Origin of the sequence: Pseudomonas sp. NY15181 (assembly GCF_048068055.1) — a bacterium.
Classification (GTDB): domain Bacteria; phylum Pseudomonadota; class Gammaproteobacteria; order Pseudomonadales; family Pseudomonadaceae; genus Pseudomonas.
Map to the genome: position 1 here is coordinate 432794 of NZ_JBLUPT010000002.1, position 16626 is coordinate 449419.

At 65.7% G+C, this 16626-nt stretch carries 19 protein-coding genes; 15 read left to right on the forward strand and 4 right to left on the reverse strand.

All coding sequences use genetic code 11. The annotated features are described in order from the left end of the window. Positions 1–147 precede the first annotated feature (147 nt). The 10 genes from ACNFBT_RS07450 to ACNFBT_RS07495 all read left to right on the forward strand — a co-directional run bounded on the left by ACNFBT_RS07450 (position 148) and on the right by ACNFBT_RS07495 (position 9450). Entirely contained in the window at positions 148–1647 is a 1500-nt protein-coding gene (locus ACNFBT_RS07450) for a glycosyltransferase (RefSeq protein ID WP_416747912.1), read from the forward strand. After that, the gene (locus ACNFBT_RS07455; protein WP_416747914.1) at positions 1641–2969 is read left to right on the forward strand and encodes a glycosyltransferase; all 1329 of its coding nucleotides are present in this window, start codon (positions 1641–1643) and stop codon (positions 2967–2969) included. Before ACNFBT_RS07450 ends, ACNFBT_RS07455 begins: the two co-directional genes overlap by 7 nt. Further along, positions 2954–3844, forward strand: a complete 891-nt coding sequence (locus ACNFBT_RS07460) for a class I SAM-dependent methyltransferase (protein ID WP_416747916.1) — start codon at positions 2954–2956, stop codon at positions 3842–3844. The genes ACNFBT_RS07455 and ACNFBT_RS07460 overlap by 16 nt, the downstream gene beginning before the upstream one ends. Further along, positions 3841–4998, forward strand: a complete 1158-nt coding sequence (locus ACNFBT_RS07465) for an acyltransferase family protein (protein WP_416747918.1) — start codon at positions 3841–3843, stop codon at positions 4996–4998. The genes ACNFBT_RS07460 and ACNFBT_RS07465 overlap by 4 nt, the downstream gene beginning before the upstream one ends. Before the next feature lie 84 nt (positions 4999–5082). Further along, the gene (locus ACNFBT_RS07470; protein ID WP_416747920.1) at positions 5083–5898 is read left to right on the forward strand and encodes a class I SAM-dependent methyltransferase; all 816 of its coding nucleotides are present in this window, start codon (positions 5083–5085) and stop codon (positions 5896–5898) included. Positions 5899–6181: 283 nt separating this feature from the next. Further along, positions 6182–6313, forward strand: coding sequence for a DUF1127 domain-containing protein (locus ACNFBT_RS07475; RefSeq protein WP_416747922.1), 132 nt, complete (start codon positions 6182–6184; stop codon positions 6311–6313). Positions 6314–6404: 91 nt separating this feature from the next. Continuing rightward, a complete protein-coding gene (locus tag ACNFBT_RS07480; protein WP_416747924.1) occupies positions 6405–6725 on the forward strand; it encodes a DUF2388 domain-containing protein in 321 nt (106 codons plus the stop codon). 100 nt (positions 6726–6825) lie between these two features. Continuing rightward, the gene (locus ACNFBT_RS07485) at positions 6826–7119 is read left to right on the forward strand and encodes a DUF2388 domain-containing protein (protein ID WP_416747926.1); all 294 of its coding nucleotides are present in this window, start codon (positions 6826–6828) and stop codon (positions 7117–7119) included. A 37-nt stretch (positions 7120–7156) separates the two neighbouring features. Then, entirely contained in the window at positions 7157–7492 is a 336-nt protein-coding gene (locus ACNFBT_RS07490; protein WP_416747928.1) for a DUF2388 domain-containing protein, read from the forward strand. Continuing rightward, positions 7489–9450: a DUF4105 domain-containing protein gene (locus tag ACNFBT_RS07495; protein ID WP_416747930.1), complete on the forward strand. Its 1962-nt coding sequence runs from the start codon at positions 7489–7491 to the stop codon at positions 9448–9450. The genes ACNFBT_RS07490 and ACNFBT_RS07495 overlap by 4 nt, the downstream gene beginning before the upstream one ends. A gap of 21 nt (positions 9451–9471) precedes the next feature. Here the strand turns inward: ACNFBT_RS07495 and ACNFBT_RS07500 are convergent, their stop codons facing one another. After that, the gene (locus ACNFBT_RS07500) at positions 9472–9873 is read right to left on the reverse strand and encodes a GFA family protein (protein ID WP_416747932.1); all 402 of its coding nucleotides are present in this window, start codon (positions 9871–9873) and stop codon (positions 9472–9474) included. A 25-nt stretch (positions 9874–9898) separates the two neighbouring features. Next, positions 9899–10660, reverse strand: coding sequence for a phytanoyl-CoA dioxygenase family protein (locus ACNFBT_RS07505; protein WP_416747934.1), 762 nt, complete (start codon positions 10658–10660; stop codon positions 9899–9901). 98 nt (positions 10661–10758) lie between these two features. On the opposite strand from ACNFBT_RS07505, the gene ACNFBT_RS07510 reads away from it, so the two are divergent. Continuing rightward, complete coding sequence (locus ACNFBT_RS07510) at positions 10759–10986, forward strand: CopG family ribbon-helix-helix protein (RefSeq protein WP_416747936.1); 228 nt, start codon at positions 10759–10761, stop codon at positions 10984–10986. Then, positions 10983–11264, forward strand: coding sequence for a type II toxin-antitoxin system RelE/ParE family toxin (locus ACNFBT_RS07515; protein WP_416747938.1), 282 nt, complete (start codon positions 10983–10985; stop codon positions 11262–11264). Before ACNFBT_RS07510 ends, ACNFBT_RS07515 begins: the two co-directional genes overlap by 4 nt. Positions 11265–11509: 245 nt before the next feature. Here the strand turns inward: ACNFBT_RS07515 and ACNFBT_RS07520 are convergent, their stop codons facing one another. Then, entirely contained in the window at positions 11510–11797 is a 288-nt protein-coding gene (locus tag ACNFBT_RS07520; RefSeq protein WP_416747940.1) for a DUF2218 domain-containing protein, read from the reverse strand. A gap of 97 nt (positions 11798–11894) precedes the next feature. Between ACNFBT_RS07520 and ACNFBT_RS07525 the strand changes: the two genes are divergently transcribed. Further along, positions 11895–12812, forward strand: coding sequence for a LysR family transcriptional regulator (locus ACNFBT_RS07525; protein WP_416747941.1), 918 nt, complete (start codon positions 11895–11897; stop codon positions 12810–12812). A 43-nt stretch (positions 12813–12855) separates the two neighbouring features. Then, positions 12856–13311 (forward strand): GNAT family N-acetyltransferase, encoded by a 456-nt coding sequence (locus ACNFBT_RS07530; RefSeq protein ID WP_416747942.1) that lies wholly within the window; start codon positions 12856–12858, stop codon positions 13309–13311. A 1-nt stretch (position 13312) separates the two neighbouring features. Here ACNFBT_RS07530 and ACNFBT_RS07535 read toward each other — a convergent pair whose 3' ends face one another. After that, positions 13313–14263: an alpha/beta fold hydrolase gene (locus ACNFBT_RS07535; protein ID WP_416747943.1), complete on the reverse strand. Its 951-nt coding sequence runs from the start codon at positions 14261–14263 to the stop codon at positions 13313–13315. A gap of 261 nt (positions 14264–14524) precedes the next feature. On the opposite strand from ACNFBT_RS07535, the gene ACNFBT_RS07540 reads away from it, so the two are divergent. Further along, the gene (locus tag ACNFBT_RS07540; protein ID WP_416747945.1) at positions 14525–16618 is read left to right on the forward strand and encodes a 3-hydroxyacyl-CoA dehydrogenase NAD-binding domain-containing protein; all 2094 of its coding nucleotides are present in this window, start codon (positions 14525–14527) and stop codon (positions 16616–16618) included. Positions 16619–16626: the final 8 nt, after the last annotated feature.

Here is a 16626-nt window from a genome sequence, read left to right on the forward strand (position 1 = left end):
AGCCGTGCTGCCACAGCGGCTCGCCCAGCCGGAAAACAAGAACAACCAAGCAACGGCTCCGCCTGCTCTCGCAGTTGCCTCCACCCTCAGCCGTTGCCCGTACCGATGTGCAACCACATGTTCCGGCATCGCACGTCGAGGTAACTCATGGATTTCATCCTGTACTCCGACATCAACGAGAAGTCGGTTGGAAAAAGTCTCGGCACCCCCGAGTACAGCTACTACTTCGTTCTCAAGGCGTACCGCCCCGCCCTCGAAGCGCTGGGTGGCGTCCATGTGGTTTCGGCATTGTCCGAAGTCGATCCGCTGTACAGAAAACTAAAGGCCCAGGGCATCGACTGCCTGCTGCTGGCGTTCACGCCCCCGCACCGCGCGCCGATCGACCTGGCCTGCCCCACGCTGTGCGTAGTGGCCTGGGAGTACGACAGCATTCCCGACCAGCCCTGGGAAGGTGATCCCCGCAACGACTGGCGTACGGTATTCGCCCGCCACGGCGGCGCTATTTCGCTTTCCCGCCATACCGAAACAGCGATCAAGTCGGCCATGGGCCAGGATTTCCCGGTGCTCGCACTGCCGACACCTCTGTGGGAAAGATTCGCTGAGCAACGGACTGGCAATTCGGGCAACCCCGTGACGGCGCCGACCCGACTGGAGATCAAGGGCTGCATCATCGACAGCCGTACGCTGGGCCTCTCCGCCGAGAGCCTGGCGCCCCCGCCGCCCCCGCAGGCGAACGACGTTCAGGCCCAACCCGCGACAGCGGTAGCCGCTCCGATCGAGAGACCCACCTGGCGCAGGCGCTGGATCATCACCAAGCACTACCTGCTGACGTGGTACCGCGAAGCGGTGCAAGACCTGCTGCCCGAGCGCCTGCAACTCGGCAAAACCGGCGCTGCACCGGAACAGGTCGAACAATTGAAATTACCGGACGTATCACAAGTGACCAGCACCGAGGTGGATGGCGTGGTCTATGTGTCGGTGTTCAATCCGGAAGACGGGCGCAAGAACTGGGAGCAGATGATCACGGCCTTCTGCTGGGCATTTCGCGACACCCCCGATGCGACGCTGGTGCTGAAGATCACTCAGCACGATCTTTCCACCTATTACCCCATGCTGACGACGCTGCTGGCCCAGCTGTCGCCCTTCCAGTGCCGAGTCATCGCCCTGCACGGCTACCTCGACGACCAGCAGTTCGCCCGGCTGCATGAGGCCACCACCTACTATGTCAACGCCTCGCGCTGCGAAGGACTGTGTCTGCCGCTGATGGAATTCCTCGCCTGCGGCAAACCCGCCATCGCGCCGGCGCACACGGCGATGGAAGACTACATCTCGCCCGATCTGGCCTTTGTCCTGCGGGCGAGCCGGGAGCACTCGGTCTGGCCCCACGACCCCCGTATCCTCTACCGCACGGTACGTTACCGGCCCGACTGGGGCAGTCTGCAGAGGGCGTACAGCGACAGTTACCGGGTCGCCAAGGCAGAGCCGGAGACCTACCGGGCGATGTCCTCTGCCGCGCAACGGAAGATGGAAAGCTTCGCCAGCCGGGAAGCCTTCCAGCAACGCCTGTCGGCGTTTCTCGCCACCCGCCCCCGTCCGGCACCTGCTGCCGCGGTCGAGGCTGACAAGACAGGACAACCCACATGCTGATCCTGATCCACTCGGAAACCAATCGGAACACCATCCAGCAGAACCTGGGGAAATCCGAATACAGCTACTATTTCGTGCTCAAGGAGTTCCGCCCGGTCCTGGAACGCCTCGGGCGGGTAGTCGAGATCGACGACCCGGACGCCGTGGTCGATGTGCTCTACGATGACTGCCAGCGGCGCGGCGAAGACTGCGTCTTTCTTTCCTTCTCCCCGCCCCACCGCACCCCGATACATTACCGTTGCCCAACGATCCCGGTATTTGCCTGGGAGTTCAGCACCATTCCAGACGAGGTCTGGCAGGGCGAGCCGCGCAATGACTGGCGCCTGGTCTTCGAGAAGCTGGGGGCAGCGATTACCCACTCGAGCTTCACCGTCGATACCGTGCGGGCGAGCATGGGCAGCGAGTACCCGATCGTCAGCGTTCCCGCACCGGTCTGGAACCGCTTCGCCGCCCAGGGCCGCAAGCTCGAACGCAACCCTCGCGCCAGCGCAGTGGAGATACAGATCGAGGGCCTGCTACTGGACAGCGAGACCGTGGACGTCATGGCCTATGGACCGCCCGCCTACCGCAGCGGTACCCCCGTCGACCTGAAGGCCCCGGCGACGCGCCAGACCTTGCGTCTGGACGGGGTGATCTACACCTCGGTGTTCAACCCCTGCGACGGCCGCAAGAACTGGATCGACATGATCGCGGCATTCTGCTGGAGCTTCCGCGACACGCCTGATGCGACCCTGGTGCTCAAACTGACGCACTTCGAGGCCAGCGATGTGCTCAACAACATGCTCCACCACCTCTACAAGCACCACCCCCATCGCTGTCGCGTCGTGCTGATCCACGGCTATCTGGCCGACGCCGACTACGAGCGCCTCGTCCAGGCGACCAGTTATGCAGTGAACACCGGTTATGGCGAAGGCCAGTGCCTGCCCCTGATGGAATTCATGTCCTGTGGCAAGCCGGCCATCGCGCCGGCTCACACAGCTATGCTCGACTACCTCGACGCGCAGAACGGCTTCGTCGTCGACTGCAGCGAAGAGCTGACCGCCTGGCCGCACGACCCGCGCGCCGCCTACCGTGCTCTGCGCTATATCCCCAGCTGGGACTCACTTGTCGAAGCCTTCCGCGAAAGCTATCGGGTCGCCAACCAGGATCCGCGACGCTATGCGCGGATGAGCGAGCAGGCCACCGCGAGCCTGCAGAACTTCTGTAGCCAAGAACAAGCCGAGCACCGCCTCGAGGCGTTCATCCAGCGGCGCCTGGCGATGCACCGCTCATGCCAGCAGGTCAGGACAGCGACGGTGGACTCTCCATGCTCCGCCGTTTGATCCGCGGATTCCGGACCGGCACGGCCCCCCAACCACCGACGCCGACGCCGACGCCGACGCCGACGCCAACCGTCTCGCCGCTCTGGTGCGGCCTGCAGGATGCCGCGCTGGATGGCTGGTTCCGGCAGGACAGCGGCGAGTTGCTGAAGGGCTTCCCCATCGACGCGAGCGATGTCGTACTCGATGTCGGCTGCGGCGAAGGCATGGCAACCCTGTTCGCCGCCCGCCAGGGAGCCTCCGTGATCTTTTCCGACACGGAAGCCGACAAGGTGCAGGCGCTGAGCGAACAGCCTCAGCTGGCTCAGGCTAGGCACGCGCGAGCCCTGGTCAGCGACAGTAACCCGCTGCCGCTGGAAGCTGGCACCGCCAGCAAGGTCATCTGCCTGGAAGTACTGGAGCATGTCGACGACCCGGCCCAGGTCATGGCCGAGTTGGTCAGGGTCGGCAAGCCCGGCGCCCAGTACCTGCTCAGCGTGCCGGACCCGGTTGGTGAGCAGTTGCAGCAAGGCATCGCCCCCGACGCATATTTCCAGTCACCGAACCATGTGCGCATCTTTTCCCGCGAGGATTTCGCCACCCTGGTCGAGAGCGCCGGCCTGCAGATCGAGCATCGGCAGGCGAGCGGGTTCTTCTGGGTGATGAACATGATTTTCTACTGGGCCGCGGAAAGAGCCGCCGGGCGCGAGCTGCAGGGCGCGGTCCGCGACCAGGTGGTGAACAGTCACCTGCCGCTGATGAGCGACTGGGCGCAGACCTGGAAGCGCCTGCTCGACAACGCCGAGGGCGTGGCGATCAAGCGGCAGCTGGACCAGTTGATGCCAAAGAGCCAGGTCATCATCGCCCGCAAACCGGCGCAAGAGAGCTCCCCGCAATGAAGGGTCGGATCCAGGACATCGAAGTGTTGCGAGCCGTCGCCGTGCTGAGTGTGGTTCTGCACCATGCCCACGGCAACCTGCTCACCTGGTCCACGCCCTGGCTTGACGCCTTCTTCCAGCGCTTCGACCTGTGGTGGGGTGTGGATCTGTTTTTCGCCATATCCGGTTACGTCATCGCCCGCGAACTACTGCCGAAGCTGCAGGGCTGTACCTCGGCGACTGAGTATTGGCGGACTACTCTGGCCTTCTGGACCCGGCGGGCATTTCGCCTGCTGCCCTCGGCCTGGCTGTGGCTGCTGCTGATTCTCCTGGCCTGTCGTTTCCTCAATACCTCCGGTGCCTTCGGTACTCTACAGGCCAACCTATCCGCGACCCTCGCTGGCGTCCTGCAATTCGCCAACTTCCGTTTCGCGGACAGCTTCACGCGCTACGAATACGGCACCAGCTTCGTCTACTGGACCCTTTCGCTGGAGGAGCAGTTCTACCTGCTGCTGCCATTGTTGGTGCTGCTCAGTCGGCGCGCCCTGCCCTGGCTGCTGTTGCTGCTGGTAGTCGTGCAGTTCTTCACCTTGCGTACGCCACTGCTGATGTCGGTGCGCACCGATGCCATTGCGCTGGGCGTACTGCTTGCCTTCTGGAACCATACCCGCCCCCACTCTGCCTTCCAGCCGTGGCTCCTGCAGCGGCGACTGCCAGCGCTGGGTGCAGCCGCACTACTGGTCCTGATAATGATGGAAGTCACTACCCAACAGTATGTGTGGAACACCTATCGCATCGGCGTGATCGCATTGTGCAGCGCCGGGCTGGTGTGGCTAGCGTCCCTGGATCGCAACTACTTTGCCCTGCCGGCCAAGCTCCAGCGCGTGATGCTCTGGATCGGCAGCCGCTCCTATGCCATCTATCTGGTCCATATTCCGGCGTTCTCGCTCACCCAAGAGTTCTGGTTTCGCCTGCGCGGCAGCAAGGATTTCGATGGTTCCTACACCTGGGCCTTCGCCATCACCGCCAGCCTGCTGATCGTAATCTTCAGCGAGTTGAACTACCGCTGGGTGGAAGATCCCTTGCGCCGCCGGGGTGGCCGGCTGGCCAAGCGAATTTCCCTGGCGACACCGACCGCGACAGCCGCTGAGCGGACGAACAATGAAACCGCCTGAACCCATTGCCCGGAACGGCTTCCAGCCCTTCCGTGACCCAGCCGATCGCCTGCCCGCGCTCACCCCCTCCTCTGGAGCACCCCCATGCTGAACAAGCTGAAAAGAATGGTTAGCGGCACCCCCGAAGAAACCCTGCCCACGCCGAGCCAGGGACCTGACCCCTACATGCTGGGCCTTCAGGACGCGACCTACAGCGGCTGGTTCAACCAGCAAACCAACGAGCTGTTCAGCGGATTCCCGATCAGCCCCGAAGACACGGTGCTGGATGTCGGCTGTGGCGATGGCGGCAATGTGCACTTCTGCGCCATGCGCGGGGCAAAGATGATCATCGCCGACATCGACGCGGCCAAGGTCGAGGCCACCCGCCAACGCCTGGCCAGCACGCCGGCGCGCGAGCTGGAGTGCCTGGTGACCGATAGCAATCCGCTGCCGCTGGCTTCGGAAACCGCCACTCGAGTGGTCTGCACCGAAGTCATCGAACATGTCGACGATCCCAGCGCTTTCCTCAGCGAGCTGGTCCGGGTGGGGCAGCATGGGTCGCTGTACCTGCTGAGCGTCCCGCACCCCAGCTCGGAAGACATCCAGAAGGATTTCGCTGCGGCGGAATACTTCCAGAAGCCCAACCACATCCGGGTGATCAGCGAAGAACAGTTCAAGAAGATGGCCACCGACGCAGGACTGGAAATCATCAGCCACAGCCAGTACGGCTTCTACTGGTCGTTGTGGATGCTGTTCTTCTGGGAAGCCAAGGTCGGCTTCGACAATCCGGACCACCCGCTGCTGCAGAGCTGGGCGCAGACCTGGCAGACCCTGCTCAACTCGCCGCGCGGCCCGGCGATCAAGCAGGCACTGGATGCAGTCATCGCCAAAAGCCAGGTGATCATCGCCCGCAAGCCCTGAAGGCCGCACACCCCATTTCGATCCGGCAGTGGGCGCGCCCCTGCCGGGCCGGTACAGGGAGCCGCCGCATCGGCATAACAGTTGGCCGGGATAGTCATTTGTATCCACCACTGTGTATCTGGCTGTGTCTGGTGCCAACCGACGTCAGCGCGGAAGCTGTCTTTCCATCCGCACTGGATCTGGCAAGGGAGCACAGCCCATGGATCGCCCAGGCAGTTTGCACGCAACACCCCCGCACGTAGCGCTACACTCCGCCCGCGCGTCGATAAGCCGGCTGCTCGCCTTGCTTGGCCAGTACCTGCACAACGCCCGCACCCGCCCCCAGCTGGCCGAGCTGGACAGCCGGCAACTGGCCGACATCGGCGTCAGCCCCAGCGAGCGGATCGGCGAAATCTCGAAGCCGTTCTGGCGCTGACCTCTGGTGACGCGAATCAGTCTTGGCTAGTCTGAGCATCGGTAGAGTGGCCGCCCCGGCCACCTTTTTGTGCCTTATCCGGAGCCACTCCATGAAGAAAAGCCTTCAACTGATCGCCGCAGCGGCCCTGCTCGGCTGCGCCACCGGCGCCTTTGCCACCAGCTTCGTCTACACCACCGACCTGTCGGTACGCGCCACCGGCGCCACCTCCGACGCCACCACCAACGTCAGCAACTCCTTCAAGGACGACAAGATCGTTCTCGAAGCCAAGGACGACGCCGCCACCTTCGTAGCGAGCCAGGGCGACATCCGTGGCGCCCACCTGGAAGCCGCCCTGCGCCACATCCGCGCCAAGATGCCGGCCCTGGCCGCCAACGACCAGCAGCTGGCACAGGCCATCCTGACCATCTGATGCCTCCCCGCGCCGGGCACTCCGCCCGGCGCGCCGCGCTGGCCCTCGGCCACGCATTCCGTTAGCCTTGGCGGTCGTGCTTTTCCGATCATCTCCGCCCATGCGCCCTCTACTGCTCCTGCTACCGATGTCGTTCTGCGCCCTGCCCGCCCAGGCATTCGACCAGACGACCCAGTTCCCGGTAGGGACCAGCTATGTCACCAGCAAACTGACCAGCACGCCGTTCGAGAACAAGCTGCTGCGCAGCGCCCGTGACGACGCGGCAGGGTTCATCGCCACCGCCGGCGAGCTGCGCGGCGCCCGTCTCGAAGCGGCGCTGCACTGGCTGCGCGAGCGGCATCCGGCGCTCGCGGCAAATGATCGGGAACTGGCCGAAGCGATTCTTGCCCAATAAGTCGTGAGCAGCCCCCGCTGCCCTTTCGGAGACACCCATGCGCCTCTGCTCGATTTCCAAGAGCCCCCTGATCCTCGGCCTGCTGCTCGCCGCCTGCGCTTCCGGCGCCCAGGCACAGTCGGTGATTCGCGTGTTCAACATCACCACCAATGCCTTCGCCCGCAGCATCGACTTCACCTCAGACACCACCACCTCCATCCGTGACATGAAGATCGTGCAGGAAGCCCGCGACGACGCCGCCAGCTTCGTCGGCAGCGACGGCGCGATCCGTGGCGCCCAGCTGGAAGCCGCGTTCAAGGTGCTGCGTGAAGACGTGCCGCAGGCCCGCGACGCCTCCGACCAGGCCCTGGCCGAAGCCATCCTCGCTCTGTGAGACTCAAGGCCGGCCGCTGGCTGGCGGCCCTTGCACTGATAGTCGCCGCCAGCAGCCATGCCTCGCTCCGCCTGGAGCTCGACACTGACGGATTGACCGGCGCCCAGCGCCAGGCCAGCCAGCAACTGCTGGACGAGGCCCTGCAGACGCTGCCGCCCACCTTCGTCGAGCGCCTCGACCGCAAGGTCGAGGTGCAGTGGCGCGATGACCTGCCGAGCAACGGCATGGGCCGTGCGCTGCGCCCCGATGCCATCGCCCTGAGCACCCGCTATCTCGCCGCGCTTACCGACGGCAGCGCCGCCACGCAGCAGACCGGCCGCACCCACGGCACGCTGCGCCGCGAACTGCTCGCCGCCCTGCTCCACGAGCTGACCCACCTCTACGACCGCGCCCGCCTCTGGGACGCCGACGAAGCCCGCGTCATCCGCCGCTGCACGATGCGCGACAAGAGCCTGGGACGCGTCGGCGCACCCGACGAATGCCGAGGCCAGACCGGTCGCCGCTTCACCCTCAGCGACGACCCGCGCCTGCTCGACCTGGCCGGCTGGCCGCAGTACGCCGGCAAGCATGGCGAACGCGAGCAACACAACCGCTTCGTCCTGCGCAGCCCGGACAGCTACGAGCTGAGCAACCCGCGCGAATACGTCGCGGTGAACATGGAGTACTTCCTCCTCGACCCGAGCTACGCCTGCCGCCGCCCCGCGCTGTACCGCTACTACGCCGCGCGCTTCGGCGAGCGGCCGCAACGCGACGCCTGCGCCGGCAGCTACGCCTACCTCAACGCCGGGCGCGACTTCGGCCGGCAGCCGCTGGGCTACCTCGACCCGGAACGGGTCTACGAGGTGGACTACTTCATCGCCGAGGCCAACGCCGACATCGCCAGCCGCTGGGGGCACACCATGCTGCGCCTGGTGGTCTGTGCGCCGGGCCGCCCGCGCGGGCCGGACTGCCGCCTGGACCTCGACCAGCACCTGGTGCTCTCCTACCGCGCCTTCGTCGGCGACCTGCAGCTCTCCAGCTGGGACGGCCTGACCGGTGCCTACCCGTCGCGGCTGTTCGTGCTGCCGCTGTCGCAAGTGATCGAGGAGTACACCAAGATCGAGCTGCGCAGCCTGGCCTCGATCCCGCTGCGCCTGAGCCGCGACGAGATCAACAGCCTGGTGGAACGCTCCGCGCAGAGCCACTGGAGCTACGACGGCAACTACTACTTCCTGTCCAACAACTGCGCCGTGGAGACCCTGAAACTGCTGCGCAGCGGCATCCAGCGGCAGAGCCTGCAGAGCATGGACAGCATCACCCCCTACGGCGTGCTCGGCTTGCTGGAGAACCAGGGGATCGCCGACCCGAGCGTGCTGGATAACCCCAAGGAAGCCCTGCGCCTGGGCTACCGCTTCGACTCCTTCCGCGACCGCTACCAGGCCATGTTCGACGTGCTGAAGAAGCGCCTGGACATCCGCCAGGACAAGGTCGAGGACTGGCTCGCGCTGCCCGCCACGGAGCGCCGCCCCTGGTTCGACAAGGCCGACCTGCGCGCCAGCGCCGCCCTGCTGCTGCTCGAGCAGGCCTCGCTGCGCCGCCAGCTGCTGCTGGCCCAGGACGAACTCAAGCAACTCTACCTGAGCAACCGCGACGACCTGAGCGGTGATACCCGGCTCGCCACCGCCGGCAAGACACTGCAGCAGATCCTCGACGACAGCGGCTTCCTCAGCCGCCCGGCGGAGCTGCTCGACGGCGGCTACGGGCTGCCCCAGGCGAAGGAAACCGTCACCCTCGAACAGCAGACGCAGCAGCGCCAGAAACGCCTGCGCCAGCTCAGCGACAACCTCGACCGCGAGGTACGCGCCCTGCTGACGCCCGAGCGGCGCGCCGAACTGGCGGCGCTGGAAGCCAACACCAAGCAGATCGGGGCGCACCTGCGAGCGCTGCACAAGGCGGCGGGCGGGCTGGAATTGCCCTGAGGTCGGCCTGAACCGCGGAAGCTAGAGTTTCTCCTCCCTCTCCTCCGGCAACTGCTCGTCCAGGTGAAGCCACGGCAGCCGGCTCTTCACCCAGATGTGCCGGTCCGGCACCACCTCGGCCACGTCATCCAGCGTTGCCGTGGTGAGGTCCAGGGTGTACGGCGCCAGGTCGGTGAACAGCGCCATCTGCGCCCCGCAGTTGCCGCAGAAGTAGCGCACGCAGGACGCCGAAGACCGGTACTCGGCGGGCGTCCCGAGGGTCCAGCGAAAGCTGCCCAGCGGCACCGTGGCCCAGGTGGTGACGATGCCGCCGGTGGTGCGCCGGCAGATCGAGCAGTGGCAATGGGCGACATCCGTAAGCTCGGCATCGCACTCATAGCGCAGCTGTCCGCAGTGACAGCCACCCTGGTGTTTCGCGCTCATGTTCGATCCTCCGGGGTTGATCGGCTCAATCGTATTCCGCCGCCTCATGATCGCCCAGCAGGCGGCGCTGGCGTGGCGTACAGGCGTCAATTACCAGCGGGTTGAAGCGCCAGCGCAGGTAGGGCGAGAACTTCTGCGCCACCATGCGCCGGCCATAGTGGATCTGCAGCAGGTAGCGCGTGCGCTGGCTGGTATTGCGGCTGCCGGCATGCCACAGCTCGCTGCGCAACAGGAGCACATCCCCGGCCCTGCAGAGAATCGGCCGTGCCACCTGACCATTCCACTCGCGCTCATCCGCTGCCGGTGCCCTGCCCGCCTTGTGGCTGCCGGGAATCACCCAGGTCGGACACAGGGTCTCGTCGATGTCGCTCAGGTACAGCTGCGCGGTGCAGATGAACATCGGCAGCTCGAATGCCGGCTCGGCCAGGCACGCCGCCGGCAGCGCCATGGGCAGGTAGTCCAGGTGCATGTCCGCGCCGATGAAGCCCGGATGGCAGCGCCAGGCGGTCTGGCCGATCACATGGCAATCGCCGCCCAGCATCGCCTCCATCGGCTCGATCACCCCCGGCAGGTCGAGCATCGGTAGCCACAGCGGATCGCGGTTGAACACGCACTTGTAGTGGTCCACCAAGCCTTCGTAATCCCAGTGCAGCGCTTGCAGGCCATCAATGGCGGCGCACAGGCGCCGTACCTGCGCAGGCCCCAGCACACCCGGCACCAGCGCATAGCCTTCGTCCCGCAGCGCCGCCACGGTGCGCTCACAGACCGCCTTCCATTCCTCGTCCATCGCTCCCCTCGCCTTCGACTTGACGCTAAGTCGCTGATCCGTATACCTTTGTCTTCAATGTAAACACTGTATACAGCGTAAACGGAACTGTACGAAAAGTGACCACCGTTGTCTCCTTCCGCGCCGATGACGCCCTCGTCCAGGCCCTGGACCAGCTGGCCCGCGCCACCCACCGGGACCGTCCGTACCACCTGCGCCAGGCCCTGGCGCAGTACCTGGAACGCCAGAGCTGGCACGTCGCGGCCATCGATGAAGGCGTGGCCGACGCCGATGCCGGCCACCTGCTCGAGCACGCCGCCATCGAAGCCAAGTGGGGGCTGGCATGAGCCTGAAATGGACGCACAAGGCGGCGGGCGATCTGGACGCCATCTACGACCACTACGTCGTGCTGATCGGCCCGGAGAAGGCGCTACGGGCCATCCAGGACATCGTCGTGCAGGTCCGCCCGCTGGCGAACCTCGACCAGAGCAGCAGCGGCGTGCCCAGCGAAGTGCCCGGCGTCCGGGAATTGCCGGTCGAGCGCTGGCCGTACCAGGCGGCCTACCGGGTAAAGGGGCGTTCTGTACAGATTTTGCGCATCGACCGTGTGGATAACTCGGGGTAAAAGTGGCCACACGGTTACAAAATATTTCAAAGTATTGACTTTCTAATTTGATCAAAAAGCATACAAATATTCGTATGTTGTTAATTTGGTCATTTTTGATTCAATTTCTTCTTATATGAACAAAATTCAAACCACATAATGGATTTCAGTCATTCGATCTGAGCGACGACTGACTTTTTCCAGGCAACAAAAAACCCGGCCTTGGCCGGGTTTTTTCGTTTTTGCGGGCTTTTTTCGAAAGCGGGTCAGGCAGCCTGCCAATCCACCGGCAATTGCCCTTCTTTCCAGGCGAAACGGTCGAGGTGGCTGACCACCACGTTCTGCAGGCGCTCCAGTGCCTGCGCATCGGCGGCTTCGGCCTCCATCAGCAAGGCTGCGGGCGTGGCGTGCAGGCGGCAGGTGCCGAAGTCGAAACGCAGCACGCCGCGGTCCTCGGTCAGCTCCACCGGGAGCTTGTGGGCGAAGTGGTTGCACAGGCGCTTGAGGTAGCGCGCGGCGACAGGGGTGGCCACAGTGGCATGGCTCAGCGGCATCGTTCTCTTCTCCTTTTTCGGGAGTTGTCATGCTAGACCTGGGAAATCCACGGAAAAACCGGCTAATTTGCCTTTCACTCTTAAGCGGAGCTTCACAATGGACAACCTCAAGGGCATGGCGGTCTTCGCCACCGTGGTGGCCCGCGGCTCCATGGCCGCCGCCGCCGAAAGCCTGGGCATGACGCCCTCGGCGGTCAGCCAGCAGATCCGCAAGCTCGAAGCCCACGCCCAGGTGACGCTGCTGCACCGCACCACCCGCAAGCTCACCCTGACCGAGGCGGGCGAAGCGTTCTACCGCAGTTGCGCACAGATGCTGGCGATCGCCGAAGAGGCCGAGCAACGCCTGGGTGAATGGCGCGAGGCGCCGGTCGGCGAACTGCGCCTGGCCGCCCCGGTGGGCTTCTCCGGCAAGCTGATCACCGAGGCCCTGCGTCCGCTTTTGGAGAACCATCGCCAATTGCGCCTGCAGCTGTTCTTCCATGACGAGCAGATCGACCTGATCGAGCGGCGCATCGACCTCGCCATTCGCGTCGGCAGCCTGTCGGACTCCAGCCTGGTGGCGCGCCATCTGGCCGAGTGGAACAACGTCATCTGCGCCGCGCCGTCCTACCTGCGGCGCCTGCCGCCGATCAACCATCCGCAGCAACTGCAAGGCGTGGACTGGCTGGCCCTGAACACCGTCGCGCACCAGGGCTACCTGAACTTCACTGGCCCGGACGGGGAGCCCTGCAAGCTGCGCCTGGAACCCCGCGTCGCCGCCAACAGCATGATCGCCCTGCGCCAGTTCACCCTCGACGGCCTGGGCATTTCCGCGCAGCCCGAGCCGGAAGTGCGCGAGGCGCTGGAGGAGGGCAGGCTGCAACGCCTGCTGCCGGACTGGACGCTGCCGCCGTTCGGCATCTACGCCGTCACCCCCCGCCGCGATGCGCAGCCGGCCAAGGTCAAGGTCGCCATCGAGGCGCTGCGCCGGCACCTCGGCGGCTCGTCCAGCCTGCGCTTCCAGGCGCCGGTCTGAGCGGCGCGCTACCATGACGACCCCATCGACAGGAGTACCCTCCATGGCCCGGAACTGGACCTGCAAACACCACAGCGACCTGAGCAAGGAAGAGCTGTACGCCATCCTGAGCCTGCGCACCGAAGTCTTCGTGGTCGAGCAGAAGTGCCCCTACCAGGAAGTCGATGGCCTCGACCTCATCGGCGACACCTGCCACCTGATGGTGGAGGAGGGTGGCCAGCTGCTCGGCTACCTGCGCCTGCTGGACCCGCAGCGCCATGACGGCGACGTGGTCATCGGTCGCGTGGTGATCGCCCCGCAAGGCCGCGGCCAGGGCCTGGGGCACGAGCTGATGGATCAGGCGCTGCAGGCCATCGCCCGGCGCTGGCCGGGGCTGCCGATCTACCTCTCGGCGCAGGCGCACCTGCAGGGCTACTACGGCCGATACGGCTTCGCCCCGGTCACCGAGGTCTACCTGGAAGACGACATCCCGCACATCGGCATGCGCCGCAGCGCCTGAGTCAGGTTGGGTAATGCCGGGCGAGGAAGTCGCCCAGCAGCGCATTGACCCGCGCCGGCTGCTGGTTCTGGATCCAGTGGCCGCAGTTTTCCAGCACATGCTGTTCCAGCTTCGGCACATGCTCGGGCATGCGCTGCAGGGTATATGCCTCGAAGCGACCGACCGGGTCGCGGTCGCCGATCAGGAATAGCGTCGGCTGCTCGACCTTGCGCCCCGTCAGCGGCTCGGTGCGTTGCCAGCTGCGCTCGAAGTTGCGGTACCAGTTCAGCGCGCCGTGGAAGCCACGTCCCTCGAAGGTGCGCACGTAGTACCGGAAATCCTCGGCGCTGCACCAGGCGGGGTGCGCCGGTGGCTGTGGCAGGCCATCCAACAGGCGGCCATCGGGGGACTGGTCCGGTGCCAGGCGCACGTTGTCGCCAAGGAAGTGGCGCAGGCTCAGGGCGATGCTCTCATCCAGCTCGGCCTCGGCGCGGCCCGGCTCCTGGAAGTAGAGGATGTAGAAGAACTTACCGGCGAACACCTCCCGCATGATCTCCACCGGCGGACGCTTGGCGCGGCCTGCGAAGGGTACTGACAGCGTCGCCAGCGCCTCCACCCGCTGCGGCTCCAGCAACGCCAGGTGCCAAGCCACCGGCGCGCCCCAGTCATGACCGACCATCGCCACCTGCGAGTGCCCCAGCGCATCCATCGCGCCCTGGATGTCCGCGCAGAGGGTCAGCAGGTCGTAGGCGTCCACCGCATCCGGCGCACTGGTCCGGCCATAGCCCCGCATCTCCGGGACGAACACGCGGTAACCGGAAGAGGCGAGGGCGCGCATCTGGTGCTGCCAGGAATGCCAGCATTCGGGAAAGCCGTGCAGCATCCACACCGGCTTGCCGTCCGCCGGACCGACGCTGTACAGGCTGAGCTGGATTCCGTTGACCGCCAGCAGCTGGTGTTCGAACTCATTCATGGCGCGCTCTCCTGCACGTGGTGTCCCACTATGCCAAGCCCGACGAGTCGGCCGAATCCTATTCACCAGGCGAATGAAGGGACCTTCCGATCAACCAGGCATTGGGGGGCGGACGATAATCCTCGGCGCACCCATGGCCTCCGATAGTTCGCGAGCAACCCCGCTCCAACAAAAAACCTTGCAAACCGCCCATAAAAAATCGCATCGTATTCTGCACAGCGAAACACCATTCCGTTAAAACAACTCCAAACGGAGCACAGCATGTCAGAAGCGGTACAGCTCGAACGCCGGGGCGAGATCGCCCTGGTGACGGTCGACAGCCCCCCGGTGAACGCCCTCGGACAGGCCGTCCGCGCCGGGCTGCTCGAAGCCTTCCAACAGGCCGAGGCCGACCCGCAGGTACGTGCGGTAGTGCTGGTCTGCGCCGGACGCACCTTCATGGCCGGCGCTGATATCCGCGAATTCGGCAAGCCGCCGCAGGCGCCTTTGCTGCCGGACGTGGTCGAAGCGATCGAAAGCGCGACCAAGCCCAGCGTCGCCGTGATCCACGGCACCGCCCTGGGCGGCGGCCTGGAAGTCGCCCTGGCCTGCCATTACCGCATCGCCCGCCACGACGCCCAGGTCGGCCTGCCGGAAGTGAAGCTCGGCCTGCTGCCCGGCGCCGGTGGCACCCAGCGCCTGCCGCGCCTGGCCGGTGTGGAAAAGGCCCTGGAGATGATCGTCAGCGGCACGCCGATCCGCGCACCCGAAGCGCTGGAGAACACCCTCGTCGACGCGCTGTTCGACGGTGACTTGGCCGAAGCCGGCCTCGCCTTCGTCCAGCGCCTGCTGGCGGACGGCAAAGGCCCGCGTCGCACCGGCGAACGCAACGAGCGTGTGCGGGAAACCGGCCTCGCCGAACTGATCGCCCACAAGCGCGGCGAAGTGCAGAAGCGCCTGCCCGGCCAGTTCTCCCCGCAGCGCTGCATCGACGCGGTGGAAGCCGCCACCCGGTTGCCGCTGCGCGAAGGTCTGGCCCGCGAGCGCGAGCTGTTCCAGCAATGCATGGAATCGCCGCAGCGTGCCGCGCAGATCCACGCCTTCTTCGCCGAGCGCGATGCCGCCAAGGTCGACGGACTGTCGGCTGAAATCCAGCCATGCGACATCCGCAGCGCCGCCGTGATCGGCGGCGGCACCATGGGCGTCGGCATCGTCCTGTGCTTCGCCAATGCCGGCATCCCGGTGAAGCTGCTGGAGGTGAACGACGAAGCTCTTCAGCGCGGCCTCGACCGCGCCCGCAGCCTTTATGCCGCCAGCGTGGCGCGCGGCAGCCTGAGCGCCGAAGAACTGGAGCGGCGCATGGACCTGATCAGCGGCGTGCTCGATTACTCCGCGCTGGGTGACGTGGACGTGGTGGTCGAAGCAGTGTTCGAGAGCCTGGACGTGAAGCGCCAGGTCTTCGCGCAACTGGACGCCGCGTGCAAACCCGGCGCGATCCTCGCCAGCAACACCTCCTCGCTGGACCTCAACGAAATCGCCGCCTTCACGAAGCGTCCGCAGGACGTGGTCGGCCTGCACTTCTTCAGCCCGGCCAACGTCATGCGCCTGCTCGAAGTGGTGCGCGGCAAGGCAACCTCGGACGCCGTGCTGGCCACCGCCATGCAGTTGGGCAAGCGCCTGAAGAAGGTCTCGGTGGTGGTCGGCGTGTGCGACGGCTTCGTCGGCAACCGCATGATCTTCCAGTACGGCCGCCAGGCCGAATTCCTGTTGGAAGAGGGCGCCACGCCGGCCCAGGTGGACCGCGCAATGCGCGCCTTCGGCATGGCCATGGGGCCGCTGGCAGTGCGCGACCTGTCGGGCCTGGACATCAGCCACGCGATCCGCGCGCGGCAGCGGCCGAACCTCAAGCCCGGCCAGACGCTGCCCACGGTGCTCGATCACCTGATCGCCGCCGGCATGCTCGGGCAGAAGACCGGTACCGGCTTCTACCACTACGGCGAAGGCGGCCGCGCCCAGCAGGACAACCCGGCGCTGCCGGCCATGCTGGAGCAGGCCTCCGCCGAACGCGGCATCACCCGCGCACCGGTCAGCGATGAAGAGATCGTCGAGCGTTGCATCTACGCGCTGATCAACGAGGCCGCCAATATCCTCGACGAAGGCATCGCCCAGCGCGCCAGCGACGTCGACGTGATCTTCCTCAACGGCTACGGCTTCCCCGCCTGGCGCGGCGGCCCGCTGTTCCATGCCGATAGCGTGGGCCTTGCCCACGTGCTGGAACGAATCCGCGAGTTCCACCAGCGCCTCGGCGCCTGGTGGCAGCCCGCGCCGCTGCTCGAACGCCTGGTGGCCGAAGGCCGCCGCTTCGCTGATCTGTAGAGGACCCG